This window comes from Micromonospora sp. L5 (assembly GCF_000177655.2).
Classification (GTDB): domain Bacteria; phylum Actinomycetota; class Actinomycetes; order Mycobacteriales; family Micromonosporaceae; genus Micromonospora; species Micromonospora aurantiaca.
Genome location: NC_014815.1, coordinates 2409067 through 2424930 on the forward strand (window position 1 = coordinate 2409067; position 15864 = coordinate 2424930).

General features: G+C 74.0%; 18 protein-coding genes. 5 read left to right on the forward strand and 13 right to left on the reverse strand.

What is annotated here, in order from left to right; genetic code table 11:
- Positions 1-4 precede the first annotated feature (4 nt).
- Positions 5-229 carry a DUF3072 domain-containing protein gene (locus tag ML5_RS11555; protein WP_013474820.1) on the reverse strand — a complete coding sequence of 75 codons (225 nt, stop codon included), beginning with the start codon at positions 227-229 and terminating at the stop codon, positions 5-7.
- A gap of 101 nt (positions 230-330) precedes the next feature.
- Here ML5_RS11555 and ML5_RS11560 point away from each other — a divergent pair, with 101 nt between their 5' ends.
- Positions 331-1269, forward strand: coding sequence for an NAD(P)/FAD-dependent oxidoreductase (locus tag ML5_RS11560; RefSeq protein ID WP_184977832.1), 939 nt, complete (start codon positions 331-333; stop codon positions 1267-1269).
- A 20-nt stretch (positions 1270-1289) separates the two neighbouring features.
- Here ML5_RS11560 and ML5_RS11565 read toward each other — a convergent pair whose 3' ends face one another.
- From ML5_RS11565 to ML5_RS11575, 3 genes are all read right to left on the reverse strand, one after another.
- Entirely contained in the window at positions 1290-2579 is a 1290-nt protein-coding gene (locus ML5_RS11565; RefSeq protein ID WP_013474822.1) for a sodium:proton antiporter, read from the reverse strand.
- Between the two features lie 100 nt (positions 2580-2679).
- Positions 2680-3357, reverse strand: coding sequence for an HAD family hydrolase (locus tag ML5_RS11570; protein WP_013474823.1), 678 nt, complete (start codon positions 3355-3357; stop codon positions 2680-2682).
- 9 nt (positions 3358-3366) lie between these two features.
- Positions 3367-5520 carry a SpoIIE family protein phosphatase gene (locus ML5_RS11575; RefSeq protein ID WP_013474824.1) on the reverse strand — a complete coding sequence of 718 codons (2154 nt, stop codon included), beginning with the start codon at positions 5518-5520 and terminating at the stop codon, positions 3367-3369.
- A gap of 199 nt (positions 5521-5719) precedes the next feature.
- On the opposite strand from ML5_RS11575, the gene ML5_RS11580 reads away from it, so the two are divergent.
- Positions 5720-6580 (forward strand): hypothetical protein, encoded by an 861-nt coding sequence (locus ML5_RS11580; protein WP_013474825.1) that lies wholly within the window; start codon positions 5720-5722, stop codon positions 6578-6580.
- Positions 6581-6640: 60 nt separating this feature from the next.
- Here the strand turns inward: ML5_RS11580 and ML5_RS11585 are convergent, their stop codons facing one another.
- On the reverse strand, positions 6641-7006 hold the full coding sequence (locus ML5_RS11585; protein WP_041784500.1) for a DUF6401 family natural product biosynthesis protein: 366 nt from the start codon (positions 7004-7006) through the stop codon (positions 6641-6643).
- 163 nt (positions 7007-7169) lie between these two features.
- Between ML5_RS11585 and ML5_RS11590 the strand changes: the two genes are divergently transcribed.
- A complete protein-coding gene (locus tag ML5_RS11590; protein ID WP_013285386.1) occupies positions 7170-7616 on the forward strand; it encodes a hypothetical protein in 447 nt (148 codons plus the stop codon).
- A gap of 1 nt (position 7617) precedes the next feature.
- On the opposite strand, the gene ML5_RS11595 is transcribed toward ML5_RS11590, so the two are convergent.
- The 5 genes from ML5_RS11595 to ML5_RS11615 form a co-directional block, all read right to left on the reverse strand.
- The gene (locus ML5_RS11595; protein ID WP_013285387.1) at positions 7618-7830 is read right to left on the reverse strand and encodes a hypothetical protein; all 213 of its coding nucleotides are present in this window, start codon (positions 7828-7830) and stop codon (positions 7618-7620) included.
- Between the two features lie 164 nt (positions 7831-7994).
- A complete protein-coding gene (locus tag ML5_RS11600) occupies positions 7995-8258 on the reverse strand; it encodes a hypothetical protein (protein ID WP_030270328.1) in 264 nt (87 codons plus the stop codon).
- Positions 8259-8359: 101 nt separating this feature from the next.
- A complete protein-coding gene (locus ML5_RS11605; protein ID WP_013285389.1) occupies positions 8360-8821 on the reverse strand; it encodes an SRPBCC family protein in 462 nt (153 codons plus the stop codon).
- Between the two features lie 58 nt (positions 8822-8879).
- A complete protein-coding gene (locus ML5_RS11610) occupies positions 8880-9296 on the reverse strand; it encodes a DUF2795 domain-containing protein (RefSeq protein ID WP_013285390.1) in 417 nt (138 codons plus the stop codon).
- A 57-nt stretch (positions 9297-9353) separates the two neighbouring features.
- Positions 9354-10376 carry a YihY/virulence factor BrkB family protein gene (locus ML5_RS11615; RefSeq protein WP_013474828.1) on the reverse strand — a complete coding sequence of 341 codons (1023 nt, stop codon included), beginning with the start codon at positions 10374-10376 and terminating at the stop codon, positions 9354-9356.
- 141 nt (positions 10377-10517) lie between these two features.
- Between ML5_RS11615 and ML5_RS11620 the strand changes: the two genes are divergently transcribed.
- Entirely contained in the window at positions 10518-10922 is a 405-nt protein-coding gene (locus tag ML5_RS11620; protein WP_013285392.1) for a ChaB family protein, read from the forward strand.
- A gap of 60 nt (positions 10923-10982) precedes the next feature.
- On the opposite strand, the gene ML5_RS11625 is transcribed toward ML5_RS11620, so the two are convergent.
- Positions 10983-12416, reverse strand: a complete 1434-nt coding sequence (locus tag ML5_RS11625) for an aldehyde dehydrogenase (RefSeq protein ID WP_013285393.1) — start codon at positions 12414-12416, stop codon at positions 10983-10985.
- Between the two features lie 72 nt (positions 12417-12488).
- On the opposite strand from ML5_RS11625, the gene ML5_RS11630 reads away from it, so the two are divergent.
- A complete protein-coding gene (locus ML5_RS11630) occupies positions 12489-14081 on the forward strand; it encodes an NAD(P)/FAD-dependent oxidoreductase (protein ID WP_013474829.1) in 1593 nt (530 codons plus the stop codon).
- 451 nt (positions 14082-14532) lie between these two features.
- Here ML5_RS11630 and ML5_RS11635 read toward each other — a convergent pair whose 3' ends face one another.
- Entirely contained in the window at positions 14533-15300 is a 768-nt protein-coding gene (locus tag ML5_RS11635; RefSeq protein WP_013285395.1) for a polyprenol monophosphomannose synthase, read from the reverse strand.
- A gap of 90 nt (positions 15301-15390) precedes the next feature.
- A complete protein-coding gene (locus ML5_RS11640; protein ID WP_013474830.1) occupies positions 15391-15837 on the reverse strand; it encodes an SRPBCC family protein in 447 nt (148 codons plus the stop codon).
- Positions 15838-15864: the final 27 nt, after the last annotated feature.

Here is a 15864-nt window from a genome sequence, read left to right on the forward strand (position 1 = left end):
CGGCTCAGCGGCCCCGGCCGGTCTCCGCCTGCAACTCGTCGATCCGCCGGGACGCCTCGGCCTTGGTCAGCCCTTCCGGCACCGGCTCGCCCGCCTCCTGGGCCAGGGTGTGCAGGTACGACTCCTGGGCGGCGGTGGGCGGCTCGTCGCCGGTGACCCAGTCGTCCGGGTCCTTGACGGCGGCGTCCGGGTTCACGTTCCTGCCGTTGGTGTTGGCGCGGTCGGCCATGCTGATCACCTCTCCTCGAACAGGTGTACCACTACCCCCGGCCCGGCTGGTTCATGCCGCCCGCCGCCTACGATCAGCTGGTGACGGCGGAGCGGGCGGGCGTGGTGGTGGTCGGTGCGGGCGTCGCCGGGGTGGCGTGTGCGACCGAGCTGGCGCGGGCCGGTGTCCCGGTGCGGGTACGCGAACGGGCCCGGGTCACCGGCGGGCGGATGGCCAGCAAGCGCTTCGACGGCCGCCCGGCCGACCTGGGCGCCGCGTACTTCACGGTGGACGACCCGGACTTCGCCGCCGTGGTGGACCGGTGGCGGGCCGCCGGGCTGGCGCGGGAGTGGACCGACACGCTCGTCGCGTACGGGCCGGGCGGGCGCGAGCAGGTCACCGGCCCGATGCGCTGGGCCGCCCCGCGCGGGCTGCGCTCACTCGTCGAGCAGCTCGCAGGCGACCTGCCGGTGACGCACGACCGGCTGGTGATGAGCGTCGAGCCCGGCCTCCGGGTGGACGGCGCCGAGGCCGAGGCGGTCGTGCTCGCCATGCCCGGCCCGCAGGCGGCGCTGCTGCTGGACCCGGCGCTGGCCGAGGCGACCCGGGCGGTGGCCGCGCAACGCTGGTCGCCGGCGCTGAGCGGGGTGCTGCACTTCCCGGCCCGCCGCTGGACGGACTTCCGCGGGGCGTTCGTCAACGGCCACCCCGTACTCAGCCTGGTCTGCGACGACGGCGACCGCCGTGGTGACGGCGCGCCGGTGCTCGTCGCGCACACCACAGCCGAGTTCGCCGCCGGGCACCTGCTCCAGCCCACAGCCGCCCGCCCGGCGATCGAGCAGGCGGTCCGCGACCTGCTCGGACTGCCCGAGCCGGCGGTGTCGGCCCACGTGCACCGCTGGACGTACGCGTCCCCGGCCGCGCACGCCGGGAGCGCCACGTTCCACCTGGACGACGACGGCATCGGTCTGGCCGGTGACGCGTTCGGCCGCCCGCGCGTGCAGACCGCCTGGCGCTCCGGACGGGACCTGGGCCGCGCGCTCGCCGCCCGGCTGGGCTGACAGCCCTCGGCCCGGGCCGGTCAGCCGGTGGCGCCCACCGGTTGCGCCGTCGACCCGGCCCGCGTGTCCTCGCCGGTGCGTTCGCCCTCCCGGTCCAGCAACTGCATGACCGGTGTCGCGGCGATCCCGTGCGCCACCACCGACACCACCACCACGAGACCGACTGTGGCCCAGACCAGATCCGCCTGCGGGAAGTCGGTCTTGCTGGTGGCGTACGCCAGGTAGTAGAACGAGCCGACGCCGCGGATGCCGAACAGCGAGATCACCCAGTGCTCGGCCGGTTTGCCCGGCGCCCCGCGCAGCGACAGCCATGCGGCCAGCGGCCGGATCACCAGCACCAGCGCCAGCCCGGCCAGTGCCGCCGGCCAGGTCAGCGGCGCGAGCAGCCCGCCGATCACCGCGCCGCCGAACAGCAGCAGCAACAGCACCGTGAGCAGCCGCTCCACCTGCTCGGCGAAGTCGTGCAGCACGGAATGGAACTCGTGCGTACGCTCGGCGGCCCGGATCGCGCGGGCGGCCACGAACACGGCCAGGAAGCCGTACCCGCCGATCACCTCGACCAGCCCGTACGCGAGGAACGTCGCGGCCAGCGCGAGGAAGCCCTCGGAGTGCCGGGCCAGCCGCAGCTTGCTCGGGGCACGGAAGAACAGCTTGCCGAGCAGCCAGCCGACGAGCAGCCCGCCACCCACCCCGGCGGCGAGCTTGTAGAACACGTCCACCGCGAACCACTCGGCGAGCCAGCCGGACGGCGCGAGCCCGGTGGTGGCGATCGCGATGGCCGCGTACACGAACGGGAACGCGAGCCCGTCGTTCAGGCCCGCCTCCGAGGTGAGCGCGAAGCGCACCTCGTCCTCCGAGTCCTCCACATCGGTCGGTTCGCCCACCTGCACGTCGGAGGCGAGCACCGGGTCGGTCGGCGCGAGCGCCGCGCCGAGCAGCAGCGCCGCGGCCGGCACCAGACCGGCCCACCACCAGCCGAGCAGCGCCACCGCGGCGATGCACAGCGGCATGGCGATCGCGAGCAGCCGCCACGTCGACGACCAGCGGGCCCAGCTCAGCGGACGGTCGATCTTCAGGCCGGCACCCATCAGCGCGACGATCACCCCGACCTCGGTGAGGTGGGTGGTCAGTTCCGGCCAGCGCAGCGGGTCCGGTGTGGGCAGACCGGTGGGCAGCACGAACACGAGCATGCCGAGCCCGAGGAACGCGATCGGCATCGACAGCGGCCGCCGCTCCAGCACCCGGGGCAGCACCCCGGCCAGCAGCGCACCGACGCCCAGCAGAGCGAACGCGACATCGACCGGTTCCACGACACCACCCTTCCGACGCCCGGCGGCCGGGCGGTGGAGTCCAGCAGTGCCCCGAAGCGGGTCCGGTTAAGCGTGCGCGTGCCCGCCGGTTGACCGCCGGTCAGCCGAGCGTGCCGATGGCGCTGTCCGGCAGGGCGTGCAGCAGCGCCGCCGGGTCGTCGTAGACCGCCACCGCGCCCGCGCCGGCCAGCTCCGCCCGGCCGGTGCCGCCGCAGGTCAGGCCGATGCACGGGATGTCCAGCTTGCCGGCGGCTGCCACGTCCCAGACCGAGTCGCCGACGAACACCACCCGCTCGGCGGTCAGCCCCGACTGCTCAAGCGCGGCGACCAGGATGTCCGGCGCCGGCTTGCTCTCCTGCGCGTCGGCCGACGAGGTGACCGAGTCGATCACGTCGTCCGCGTCCAGCGCGGCCCGCAGCGCTGTCACCTCGTGCTCGGCGGCCGAGGTCGCCAGCACCACCCGCAGCCCGCGCTCGGCGCAGGCGCGCAGCAGTTCCCGGGCACCGGGCAGCGGCGCCAGCCGCTCCCAGTACTCCGCGTACAGCGCGTCGTGCGCGTCGCGCAGCCGGCCGTCGGCGTCCCGGTCCCGCTCGGCGCCGAGCAGGTGGTCGAGCAGCTTGTCCGAGCCCATGCCGATGGACCTGTGGATCCGCGCCATCGGCACCCGGTGGTCGGCCTGGCGCAGCGCCTCCCACCAGCTCACCGTGTGCAGGTACGTCGTGTCGACCAGGGTGCCGTCCACGTCGAACAGGACACCGCGTCGCTTGTCGTCGGCCATGTCCGGCTCCTACCCGGCCGGGGCGTCGCCGACGCGCGGCTCACCCGCCGGAATGAGGATCTCGAACCAGACCGTCGAGCCGCGTACGGTCGGGTCGGTGCCCCAGGCGTCGCTCAGCTCCTCGATCAGGCCGAGCCCGCGGCCGCGGCTGCTGAGCGTGTCGGTCTGCGCCCGGGTGACCTGACCCCGGGTGCCCGAGTCGGCAACCGACACCAGCAACCGCTCGGCGGACAGGTCGACCTCGACCCGGGCGGCGGTGCCGGCGTGCAGCAGCGCGTTGGTGGTCAGCTCGCTCGTGCACAGCACCGCCGCGCCGATCACCGCCTCCGGCACCCGCCACTCGCCGAGCTGCGCGGTCATCCAGTGCCGGACCCGGCTCGGCGCGGTCGGCTCGGCCGGCACCTCCATGCTCGCCGACCGGCTGGGGCGCACCGCGTACTCGACGGCGAGCACCGCCACGTCGTCCTCGGTGGCGCCCGGCACCGACGCGGTCGCCACCGCGCACAGCGCGCGCGGGTCGCCGCCGGCCGCCCCGGTCACCGCCGCGCCCAGCCCGGCCATCCCGGCGGCCAGGTCCTGCCAGCGCCGCTCCACCACGCCGTCGCTGTAGAGCAGCAGCGTGTCGCCGGGGCGGAACGGCACGGTGGCGGTACGCGCCCGCCCACCCAGGCCCAGCGGAGGAGCGGGCGGCACGTCGACGAACTCGGCCACCGCCGCGCCGGGTCCGGCGCGCCGGATCAGCGGCGCGGGATGACCGGCGCTGGCCAGCGTGACCAGCTCCCGGTCCGCGTCGACCACGCCGAAGACCACTGTCACGAACAGCTCCTGGGTGCCGCCCTCGACGCCGAGGCTGGCCACCAGCCGGTCCAGCCCGTCGAGCACCGCGTCCGGCCGGGAGTCGACCAGGGCGAGCGCGCGCAGCGCGGCGCGTACCTGGCCCATCCGGGCGGCGGCCTGCACGTCGTGCCCGGCCACGTCGCCCAGCACCACGCCCAGCGCGCCGGTCGGCAGCAGGAACGCGTCGTAGAAGTCGCCGCCGGCCGCGTTGCCGTCCACGCCCGGGTCGTAGCGGGCGGCGATGCGCAGCCGGGGCAGGTCCGGGAGCCGTTCCGGCAGCATGCTGCGTTGCAGCATCTGGGCGGTGCCGTGCTGGGTCTCGAAGCGGCGGGCCCGCTCGGCGGCCTGGCCGACCAGCTCCGAGGAGGCGGTCAGCAGCGCCCGTTCGGCGGGGGACCAGGGGCGCGGCGTCCGGTAGCCCACTGTCAGCGAGCCCCGGACCACCGTGGTACGCAGCGGCAGCGCCGCCAGCGCGCGGATCTTCTCGTCGTGCCGGTCCGCCGCGACGCCGCGCAGCGGCTGCCCGTCGGCGGTGAAAGAGGCCACGCCGCTGCGCGCGGTCACCACCGCGGGCAGCGGTGACTCGGCGGACATCCGGCGCCACAGCGGGGGCAGCCGCTCGTCGGCCTCGTCGAGCAGTTCGCCGCGGATGCGGCGGACCAGCCGCCACGCGCTGCCCTCGTCCACCGCGAACGACACCCGGTCGGCGTCGAAGGAGTGCAGGCAGTAGCGCAACGTCACCCGGGCCACGTCGTCAAGCGTGAGCGTGCCGGCCAGTGCCGCCGCGAAGTCGCTCAGGCTCTGCAACTGCTGGGTCAGCTGGGTGGTCTGCGCCGAGACGGTCAGCACGCCGACGATGCGGCCGGTGGAGTCGCGTACCGGGCAGTGGCCCCTGGTGAACACGGCCGGCTCGGCCGGGTCCTGCCGGTCGGCCGGCAGCACCGCCTCCCGTTGCAGGAACGGCTCGCCGTGCCGGTAGACCCGTTCCAGCGCCTCGCCGGCGCTCGGGTCGCGCCACACCTCGGCGAACGCCTCGGCCGCCGGCCGGCCCAGCGCGTCCGGGTGCCGGTCGCCGATCAGCTCGGCGTACCCGTCGTTGTAGAAGACCACCAGGTCGTCGCCGAGGAGCAGGGCCATCGGTACGGGGGAGGCGAGCACCACGTCCGTCACGGCGCGTACCGCGGGATCCCAGGTGTGCGGAGCGCCCAGCGACGTGCCGGCCCACGGGTGGGCGGTCCCGGCCGCCTGCCCGCCGACGACGGGATCGGTGGGCGCTCCCGGTGCGGGGGCGGACGGTGTGGGAACCCGACCGACGGTGCCTGGCATGACCGCAGCCTAACCGGAGCGTGGCCGGGTGGTTCCGATCATGCGTCCGTGGCGGGTGCGGGTGCCGGGCGGCGCGGATGTTCGGGCAGGTCAGACCGGTTCGGCAGGGCATGTCGGGAAATTGCCCCGGTCCGGCTCGGCGTGCTGCCCAGGTCACCGGGTATGCGGGCGGCGCAGTTCACGCGACAGGAGGGACATCATGCCGAAAACCCTCGCGGTCGGACAGGTCGACATCAGTGCGGCCTGGACCGACTTCTGGAGGTCGGTGCTGCTCTTCGTACCGCGGGCGATCGCGTTCATCGCGATCCTCGTCGTGGGTTGGCTCATCGCCCGAGCCGTCCTCAAAATCGTGGACGCGGCACTGGAACGGGTGGGATTCGACCGCGCCGTCGAACGCGGCGGCGTCAAACGGGCCCTGGAACGCACCAAGTACGACGCCAGCGACATCCTGGCCAAACTGGCCTACTACGCGGTCCTGCTGTTCACCCTGCAGTTCGCCTTCGGGGTGTGGGGACCGAACGCGATCAGCGACCTGATCCGCGGGGTGGTGTCCTGGCTGCCGCGGGCCTTCGTGGCGATCGTGATCGTGGTGATCGCCGCCGCCATCGCCAACGCCGTCCGGGACCTGGTCTCCGGCGCGCTGGGTGGGCTCTCGTACGGCCGGGTGCTGGCCGACGTGACGGCGATCTTCATCCTGGCGCTCGGCATCATCGCCGCGCTGAACCAGGTGGGCATCGCCACCACGGTGACCACGCCGGTGCTCGTGGCGTTCCTCGCCACCGTGGCCGGCATCCTGATCGTCGGTGTCGGTGGTGGTCTGGTCAAGCCGATGCAGGACCGCTGGGACGGCTGGCTGCACCGGGCCGCCGAGGAGTCCCGGGCGATCCGGCAGCAGCGGCAGGCGCAGCAGGCCGGCCGGGGCGACTACGAGCGGCGGATGGCCGACCGGGGCGGGCAACCGGCACCGGCGGCGCAGCAGTCGTCCATGTCGGGCGCGGGCACGTACCGCTCCGGCGAGGCAGGGGACGAGACACAGCAGTTCCGCCGGCCGAACGGCTGACGGCAACGGGTGACGGGGTGTCCGCGGGGCGATCGCGGGCGCCCCGTAGCCGTGTCCGGGTCAGGCCAGGTGGCGCGGGTCCAGCCCGCGGGCCAGCAGGCACACCGCGAGCAGGCGGGTGAGCGTCCAGTCCGGCTCGGACCAGTCCACCGGCTCGGCCGGCGGCGTCCAGCCGTACTCGGCCGCCGCGTCGCGCAGCCCTTCGACGTACCCGGCGAGCGCCGCCACCGTCAGTGGCCGGCGGTCGCCGTCGAGGCTGTCGCGTACCCCGGCGGCGTGCTGGTCGACCTCGGCGAGCAGCCCGGGGTTGGCGTGGGCCGCGGCGAGGCCGGCGGTGCCGACGGTGACGGTCAGCGAGGTGAGGGTCGTCCGCGCGGCCACGGCCGCGGAGCGGCGGGTCGCGACCCGGTTGTTCGGCACGCGCATGGTGTCCGAGGCTAACGCCGCCCGCCGCGGGCCGGCCTCGGCCGAGCGGGGGATGCCCGGGTCGTCCGGGGGAGCCGTCTCGTCGTCCGGCGGGATTGAGTCGCCCGTGCGGGGGCAGAAGTCCGGTACGCAGACCACGCGACCGGGGTCACGGAGGGACACGATGGGACAGCGGGCCGACGGACCGGACCGGGCACACCGGCGCCCGGAGGGAGTGAGTGACGCCACGGTCGAGGCGCTGGGCAAGCTCAGCGAGGCCCTGGAGTGCGTCGAGCGGGCCCGCGGCCACCTGTACGAGCTGCACCAGCTCATCGGCCACGCCGACCTGATGCTCGACGACGCGGTGGAGATGTTCCGCGCCGCCGGTCACCCGGCGCTCGCCGAGCGGATCGACAGGGAACTGCTCGGCCGCAACGTCATCGCCGGGCGGTGGACGTTCCAGATCGTCGAGGACTTCGACGACGGGTACTACGCGCTCTTCCGGGAGCTGGACCGGCAGGCCCGCGACGAGCTGGTCGAGGGCCGGCGGCACCTCTACGAGGCGGAGATGAAGGAGCGCCGCCGCAGCCGGGGGATGCCGGGGCACGAGGCGCGCCCCGGCACGCGCTGACTCAGTCGGAGGAGCGGGCGTCGGCCGGGCGGCGGCGGGCGCCGTCGTCGGCGATGATCACGGTCGCGACCATCAGCGCCACCACCAGGCTGAACAGCCAGGAGCTGTCCTCGGTGAACCGGGCGGAGACCGGAGCCTGGAGCGCGGCGAGCAGGAAGCCCAGCCACGCGAGCTTGCGCTGACGGTTGGAGAGGAAACCGGAGCCCTGTTGCATCCCGAAAGTCTTGCGCGCATCAGGGGGAGTGCCGTCAGCCGTTCGGCCGATTCTAGATGGGCTGTCCGTTTTCCCGGCCGTCCGTACCGCACTTTTTGTCGTTTCGGCCGAGCATGAATCCGGCGGCTGCGGGCATCGGCACGGGTGCCGCAGCCGCCGGCGGATCACATGCTGTCGGGGCCGGTCCGCCCGATCGTCGACGGCCGGTAGGCCCGGTCCGCATCGGTCATCTCACGCCGCTCGGCCTCCGGGCCGGCGCCCCGGTCCACCGCCTCCGGGCCGTGCCCGAACGCGGCCTCCTCGCCGGCGTCGTTGGCGGTGACGTCGTCGCCCTGGCCGTCCGTGGCCGACCGGGCGATGGCCTGGTCCAGCTCGTGCAGGGGAGTGCGGTCCTCGTCGCGCCACACGTGGCGGTCGTTGTCGGTCATTCCCCTGCGGTACCCGGACCGGATGATCGCAAACGGCCGGACACGGCGATGGCCGCCGGCACCGCCGGCGGCCATCGAAACTCGGGTACGGGGGAGGTGGCTCAGGGGGTGGGGCGGTCGACAGCGCCGCGCCAGGCGCCGGTCTCCTGACCGCGCCGCTCGATGAACTGCTTGAACCGCTCCAGGTCGCCCTTGGCGCGCCGGTCGACCACGCCCAGCTTGTCGCCGGCCTGCTCGACCACGCCGTGCGGCTCGAACTCCATCTGGAGCGTGACCCGGGTGTGCCCCTCGTCGAGGCGGTGGAAGGTCACCACGCCCGCCTGCTGGGTGCCCCCGGTGGAGCGCCAGGCCACCCGCTCGTCCGGCAGCTGCTCGGTGATCTCGGCGTCGAACTCGCGCTTCACGCCCGCGATCTCGACGGTCCAGTGGGTCATCGTGTCGGAGAGCTGCCGCACCTCCTGCACGCCGTCCATGAAGTGCGGGAACTCCTCGAACTGGGTCCACTGGTCGTACGCGGTCCGGATCGGGACGTCCACGTCCACGTGCTCGGTAACGCCACTCATGTCGGGGTTCCTCCTCTTCCGCCGGTGTGTGTCTCGTACGGGCCGTGGGCCGGCCCGCTCACCAGCGCGTCGTCTCGTTCCTGTGCCCGAGTGCGGCCCACACCTCGGAGATCGTCTGGTAGTGGGCGCCCGCGGGCAGGGTCTCCAGGGCGGCGACGATGTCCGTCGGCGCCTCGTTCTCCCGCGCGTTTGCCAGCAGCGCCTCCCGGTCACCGGGCAGGGCGGTCATGGTGATGAACCGTCCCAGCCGGCTGCGCGCCTCGACGTCCTCGGAGCTCATGCCCTGCGGCGTGCCGCTGCGCAGCTCCCCGGCCGGCGCCGTGGTGGCCTCCGGCTGGTCCTCGCCGGCCGGCTCGGGGATCCGGAACTCCTCGGCCCGCGAACCGCCGGTCCCGGTGCTCTGGACGAGACCGCTGACCTCGCTGCTCATCTGGTCGTCGACCCTGGGCGAGTGCTTGCTGCTGCCACGTTCCATGCCTTGGGAGATGCCCCGGGGGATCGCCGGTAAACCGGCGCGGGCCGGGAGAGCCGGTCATCCGGGCGGCAACCGGTCGGCCGTCTTCTCCCCGTCCGCCTTCTCGTCGTCGGCCGGGGAGCGCGGCGGCAGCACCGGGTCGTCCGGCTCCTCGACCCCCGCCTGCATCGCCCGCCCGCGTTGCAGCTCGGCGTTCACCTGCACGCCGAGCATCAGCGCGCAGTTGGACAGGTAGAGCCACACCAGGAACGCGATGACCGCGCCGAGACTGCCGTACGTGACGTCGTACGAGCCGAAGTTCGCCACGTACAGGCCGAAGCCGAAGGAGGCGAGCACCCAGGCCACGAGCGCCAGCGCGCCGCCCGGGGTGAGCCAGCGGAACCGCGGCTGGCGGACGTTCGGCGCGATCCAGAACAGCAGCGACAGCAGCGTCATCGCGACCACGGCGAGCAGCGGCCACTTCGCCACCGACCACGTGGTGCGGGCCACCGCCCCGGCGTGCAGCAGGTCACCCACCGCGTCGGTGACCGGGCCGCTGACGATCAGCCCGGTGGCCACCACCGCCAGCAGCACGATCGTCACCGCGGCCATGCCGATCTGCAACGGGCGCAGCCGGTAGAACGGCCGTCCCTCCCGTACCCCGTAGATCGCGTTGGAGGCGCGGGTGAACGCACCGATGAACCCGGACGCGGACCAGAGGGCGCCGAGCAGACCGAAGCTGAGCAGCACCTTCGCCGAGCCCTGCTGCTCGACCACGTTGCGCACCACGCCCACGAACGCGTCGTTGCCGACCACCGAGCCGGCGCCGATCTCCCGGGCCAGGTCGATCACGGTGTCGACGGTGCGCGGGCCGTCGGAGACCAGGCCGACCAGCGCGACCACCACGATCGTGGACGGGAACAGGGCCAGCACGCCGTAGTAGGTGAGCGCCGCGGCCCAGTCCGCGCAGTTGTCAGTGACGAAGCCCTTGCCGCTGCGTACCAGCACGCCGCGCCAGGTGCGCCAGTTGAGCTGGCGGATCCGGCGGGGGAGACGGGACCGCGTCCGGCCGTCGACCGTCTGTGGTGTCGTCACGGTCATGTCCGCCTCCTCCAGGCCCCGCCACCGGGCGTGGCCGGGCGGTACCCCCGGGGGGAAATCGACAAACCGGGTGCCGGTTTGCCCGCCGGGCGGGAGGGAACCACACCAGACACCCGATCGAGACTCCAGAAGGAGGACGAGATGCCCGGGCGCGAGGTACTGCCCAGCACGCTGCGGCGCTCCCCGGCGAAGGCGCAGCGGACCTGGGAGAAGACACACGACTCGGCGGTCGAGACGTACGGCGAGGGGGAGCGGGCGCACCGCACCGCCTTCGCCGCGGTCAAGCACGAGTTCGAGAAGGTGGGCGACCACTGGGAGCCCAAGGGCCGCAAGGGGCCCAGCGACAAGCAGGCCGAAGGCGGCGGCCCGGCCCGGCGCGCGCCGACGGCCGGCGGGGTGGACGCCAACGCCACCAAGGACCACCTCATGGAGGTGGCGAAGAAACTGGACGTGCGTGGCCGGTCCCGGATGACCAAGCCGGAACTGGTCACGGCGATCGAGAAGGCCAACAACAACGCGACCCGCAAGGCCCGCGGGGGTCGCTGACCCCTGGGGGTACGCGTCGAGCCCGGGACCGAGGCGGTCCCGGGCTCGCTCTGTGCCGTCTCACCAGTGGCCGCCGCCCGGCGCCTCCAGGTGCACCGCCTTGACGGTGCTGAACTCGTCCAGCAGCTCCGGGCCGTACCCGAAGCCCTGGCCACTGCCCCGGCGCGGCTGGGCCGCGCCACCCGGCGCCCCGCCGAACACCGAATTGATCTTCACGGTGCCGACCGGCAGTTCCCGCCAGGCGCGCTGGGCGTGGCTCATCGAGCCGGTCAGCACTGTGGCGGCCAGCCCGTACGGGGAGTCGGCCGCGCAACGCAGCCCCTCGCTGAACGAGTCGACCACCACCACCGGGGCTACCGGCCCGAACGTCTCCTCCCGGACCAGCGCCATGTCGTGGCGGCAGCCCTCGACCACGGTGGCCGGGTAGAACGCGCCCGGTCCGTCCGGCAGCACGCCGCCGGCGCGTACCCGGGCACCGTCGGCGAGCGCGGCGGTCACCTGCCCGTGCACGTGGTCCCGGTGCCGCCGGTCCACGAGCGGCGCGAGCTGTGTGCCCGGGTCACGGCCGGGGCCCACTGTGAGCGCCTCGGCGCGCGCCACGAGCGCGTCCAGGAAGCCCTCGGCGACGTCGCGGTGCACGTAGATCCGCTCCACCGCCACGCAGATCTGACCGGCGTTGGCGAAGCAGCCGAGCGCCGCCTGTTCGGCCGCCCAGATCGGGTCGACGTCCGCGTCCACCACGAGCGGATCGCTGCCGCCGTTCTCCAGCAGCACCTTCGCCCCGGTACGCGCGCCCGCGGCGGCGATCACCCGGCCGGTCGCAGTGGAACCGACGTGCGCGATGACGTCCAGCTCCTGCCCGGCCAGCGCGGCGCCCACCTCGCCGCCGCCGGTGATCAGCGACAGCACCCCGGCCGGCAACGCCGAGTCCAGCGCGCGGGCGAGCAGCCAGCCGGTGGCAGGGGTCCGCTCGCTCGGCTTGTAGACCACCACGTTGCCGGTGACCAGCGCTGCGCCGAGCAGGCCGCAGGACACCGCCACCGGGTCGTTCCACGGGGTGATCGCGGCGACCACGCCGCGCGGCTCGGGAGCCATGAAGTCCAGCGCGCCGTGCGCGCCGTGCAGCGTCCGGCCGCCCCGTAGCGGGGCCAGCTCGGCGTACTGTCGCAGCGTGCCGACGCCCGCCGCCACCCCGCCCCGCGCGTCGTCGAGCGGCTTGCCCATCTCCGCCGTGGTCGCCTCGGCCAACTCGTCGGCCGCCGCCTCGACGGCGTCCGCCGCCCGGTGCAGCGCCGCGGCCCGGTCCGCGGGCGCGGTCGCGGCCCACTCCGCCGCCACGCCCCGGGCCGCCTCCACCGCCTTGGCCACCTCGTCGGCCGTCGCGACCGGCGTCCGCGTCACCGGCGACCCGTCCGCCGGATCGTGGACGACCAGCTCGCCGCCCTCGCCGCCGGCGCCCCACACTCCACCAATGAGCTGCGCAACCGTGTACATGCGGCCGTGCTTGCCCCGGCATGGGCTGGGCAAACGCGTTTCGCCCGGTGACCGGCCGGGTAGGCGGATCGGATGACCTCCACCGCAGACGCCGTCGTCATCGGGGCCGGGCACAACGGGCTGGTGGCCGCGAACCTGCTGGTGGACGCCGGCTGGGACGTCGAGGTCCTGGAGGCCACCGAGGCGCCCGGCGGGGCCGTCCGCTCCGCGTACGTGACCGCGCCCGGTTACCTCAGCGACCTCTACAGCTCCTTCTACCCGCTCGGCTACGCCTCCCCGGTGCTCGACGGGCTGGGCCTGGAACGGCACGGCCTGTCCTGGACGCACGCGCCGGACGTGCTGGCGCACCTGCTCCCGGACGGCCGGGCCGCAGTGGTCAACCGCGACCTGGACGCCACCGCCGCCTCGCTGGAGGCGTTCGCGCCCGGCGACGGGGAGCGCTGGCGGCACGCGTACGCCGACTGGTGCCAGGTGTCCGAGCCGATGTTGCAGACGATCACCACCCCGTTCCCGCCGGTACGCGGCGGGCTGGGCCTGCTGCGGCAGCTCCGGGTCGGCGGCGCGCTCCGGCTCGCCCGCCGCCTCGTGCTCCCGGTCCGCAAGCTCGGCGCGGAGCTGTTCGAGGGCGAGGGCGGCACTGTGCTGCTGGCCGGATGCGCCCTGCACACCGACCTGTCCCCGGAGGAGGCCGGCTCCGGCGTGTACGGCTGGCTGCTCGCCATGCTCGGCCAGCAGGTGGGCTGGCCGGTGCCGGTGGGCGGCGCCCAGAAGATCACCGACGCGCTGGTGGCGCGGCTGGCCGAGCGGGGCGGGCGGATCACGTACGGCGCCCGGGTCGAGCGGGTGCTCACCGCCCGGGGCCGGGCGATGGGCGTACGCACCGCAGGCGGCACCGACTGGCGGGCCCGGCGCGCCGTGGTCGCCGACGTACCAGCGCCTGCGCTCTTCCTCGACCTGGTCGGCGCGGCGGCGCTGCCGCCCCGGATGGTCGAGGACCTGGCGCACTTCAAGTGGGACGGCTCCACGCTCAAGGTCGACTGGGCGCTGTCCGCGCCGGTGCCGTGGAAGAACCGCGACCTGGCCGGCGCCGGCACCGTGCACCTGGGCGCCGACCTCGACGGCCTCACCACGTACGCGGCCGAGCTGGCCCGCGGCGAGCTGCCACGGGATCCGTTCCTGCTGGTGGGGCAGATGTCGGTGGCCGACCCGAGTCACTCACCGCCCGGCACCGAGTCGCTCTGGTCCTACACCCACCTGCCGTTCCGCCGGACCTGGCGGGCCGAGGAGGTGGCGGGGCACGTGGAGCGGATGGAGGAGGTGCTGGAGACGGCGGCGCCGGGTTTCCGGGCGTCGATCGTCGGGCGCCACGTGGCCGGCCCGGCCGACCTGGAGGCCGCCGAGCCGAGCCTGGTCGGGGGAGCGCTGGGCGGCGGCACTGCCGCGGCGTACCAGCAGTTGTTCCTGCGGCCGATCCCCGGCCTGGGCCGGGCCGACACCCCGGTGGACCGGCTCTACCTGGCCAGCGCCTCCGCCCACCCGGGCGGCGGCGTCCACGGCGCGCCGGGGGCGAACGCGGCGCGGGCCGCGCTGGCCCGCGACCGGGCCGTCACCGGCGCGGTGTACGCCCGGACGATCGCCGCCGCCCACCGCACCGTCTACCGCTGACCCGACCGCGCCTCCACCCGGATGCAGCCGTAGATCTTGGTACGAAAGTGCCCCTATGGGGGCCGTTTCCTACCAAGATCTGCGAGCTGTTCGCGACGAGGTGCTCAAAGCGGTGTCGGCTGACCGCCGACTGCGCCGACTGCTGATCGCCGCCGCGCAATCGACGGCTGACGGCCGTTCACGGTGTGTCACGCCGAGTATTCGGCGCTGCCCCGGCGGTATCAACGCACCGCCGCCTTTGCTCTGCACCCGCATACGCATCGGTCACGCACCGTGTCCGCGGCGGGCGCCCGGTGAAACGGTGTCCCGGACAGCGTCCCTGCTCAGGGTGGTGCTGCGCCGATGGCTGCAGAGCAAAGGGGCCGACGAGGAAAGTGGCGGGACGACCGCGCCCTCACGCGCGGTGACAATGACGCAGCGTGAGGGCGCGGTGGACGTGCGGGAGAGCGGGTCAGGAATCCAGGTTGCGGTGCCGGCTGCGCAGCTTGAACGGCATCAGCGCGCTCTCGATCTTCGTGGCGGTGGTCATCTTCGAGTCGCCGTCGCGGCGCTCCTCGAAGCGGATCGGCACCTCCAGGATCGTGTGGCCCAGCTTGGTGGCGAGGTAGTGCATCTCCACCTGGAAGCTGTAGCCGTTGGACTGCACCCGGTCCAGCCCGATCGCGCGCAGCGCATCCGCCCGCCAGATCTTGAAGCCGGCGGTCAGGTCGCGGATGCGTACCCGCAGCAGCGTGTGCACGTACAGGTTCGCCCAGCCGCTGAGCGCGCGCCGGTACAGCGGCCAGTTCTCGTCCAGCTCACCGCCGGGCACGTAGCGCGAGCCGATGACCACCGAAGCCTGGGTGGACAGCAGCGCGCCGAGCATGCCGGGCAGCGCCTCCGGCGGGTGCGACAGGTCGGCGTCCATCTGCGCGACGAAGTCCGCGCCGTCGTCGAGCGCCCGGCCGATGCCGTCCACGTACGCCCGGCCGAGACCCTCCTTGCCCGGGCGGTGCAGCACCGTCACCCGGTCCGGGTGCTCGATGGCCAGCTTGTCGGCGACCTCGCCGGTACCGTCCGGGGAGTTGTCGTCGGCGACCAGCACCTTCAGCCCCGGCAGCGGCAGCGCGAGGAGGCGCTCGACCAGCACCGGGAGGTTGCCCGCCTCGTTGTAGGTCGGAACGACGACGGTCAGGCGCGCATCCCCCCACGGGGAGGGTAACTGCACGGGTTCGATCATCACGGACATCCTCGGTCAGCCGACAGGTTCACCTGAGAGGGTAGCCAGTCCCTCGCGCGACAGCCGCACAGACGCCCCGCCACCGATCGATCACCGCTCCGGCTTCTGCCTCGTCGCGATGTCGGACAGCCGGGCAAGCGTCTCCCGGTTGCGAAGATGCAGCACCAGGTCGTTGAGCTTGGTCCGGACCCACCGCAGCGGTCCGGCGGCGAAGTCCTCGCCGATAGTCACCCGGGTCCTGCCGTCGTCCAGCGGCTCCAGGGCGAACGCCACGATCGCCTCCCCGGCCGGCCACAGCCCGGCGCGCAGCACCAGCCGGTGCGGCGCCTGGCACTCCAGCACCGTCGACTTGTCCTGGAGCGAGAACGGCCACGGCCCGGCCCGGTGGTGCAGCCGGCTGCCGACGCGCGGCCACGTGTCGTCCACGTCCCGCACGTGCGCGGTGCCCACCACCCAGTCGCTGTACGTCCACCCGTCCGCGAGCACCTCGAAGACCTGCTCCGGGGGCGCGTCGATCACCTTCTCCACAACCGCCATCACCGAGCGGTACCCCGGCGCGGGCCG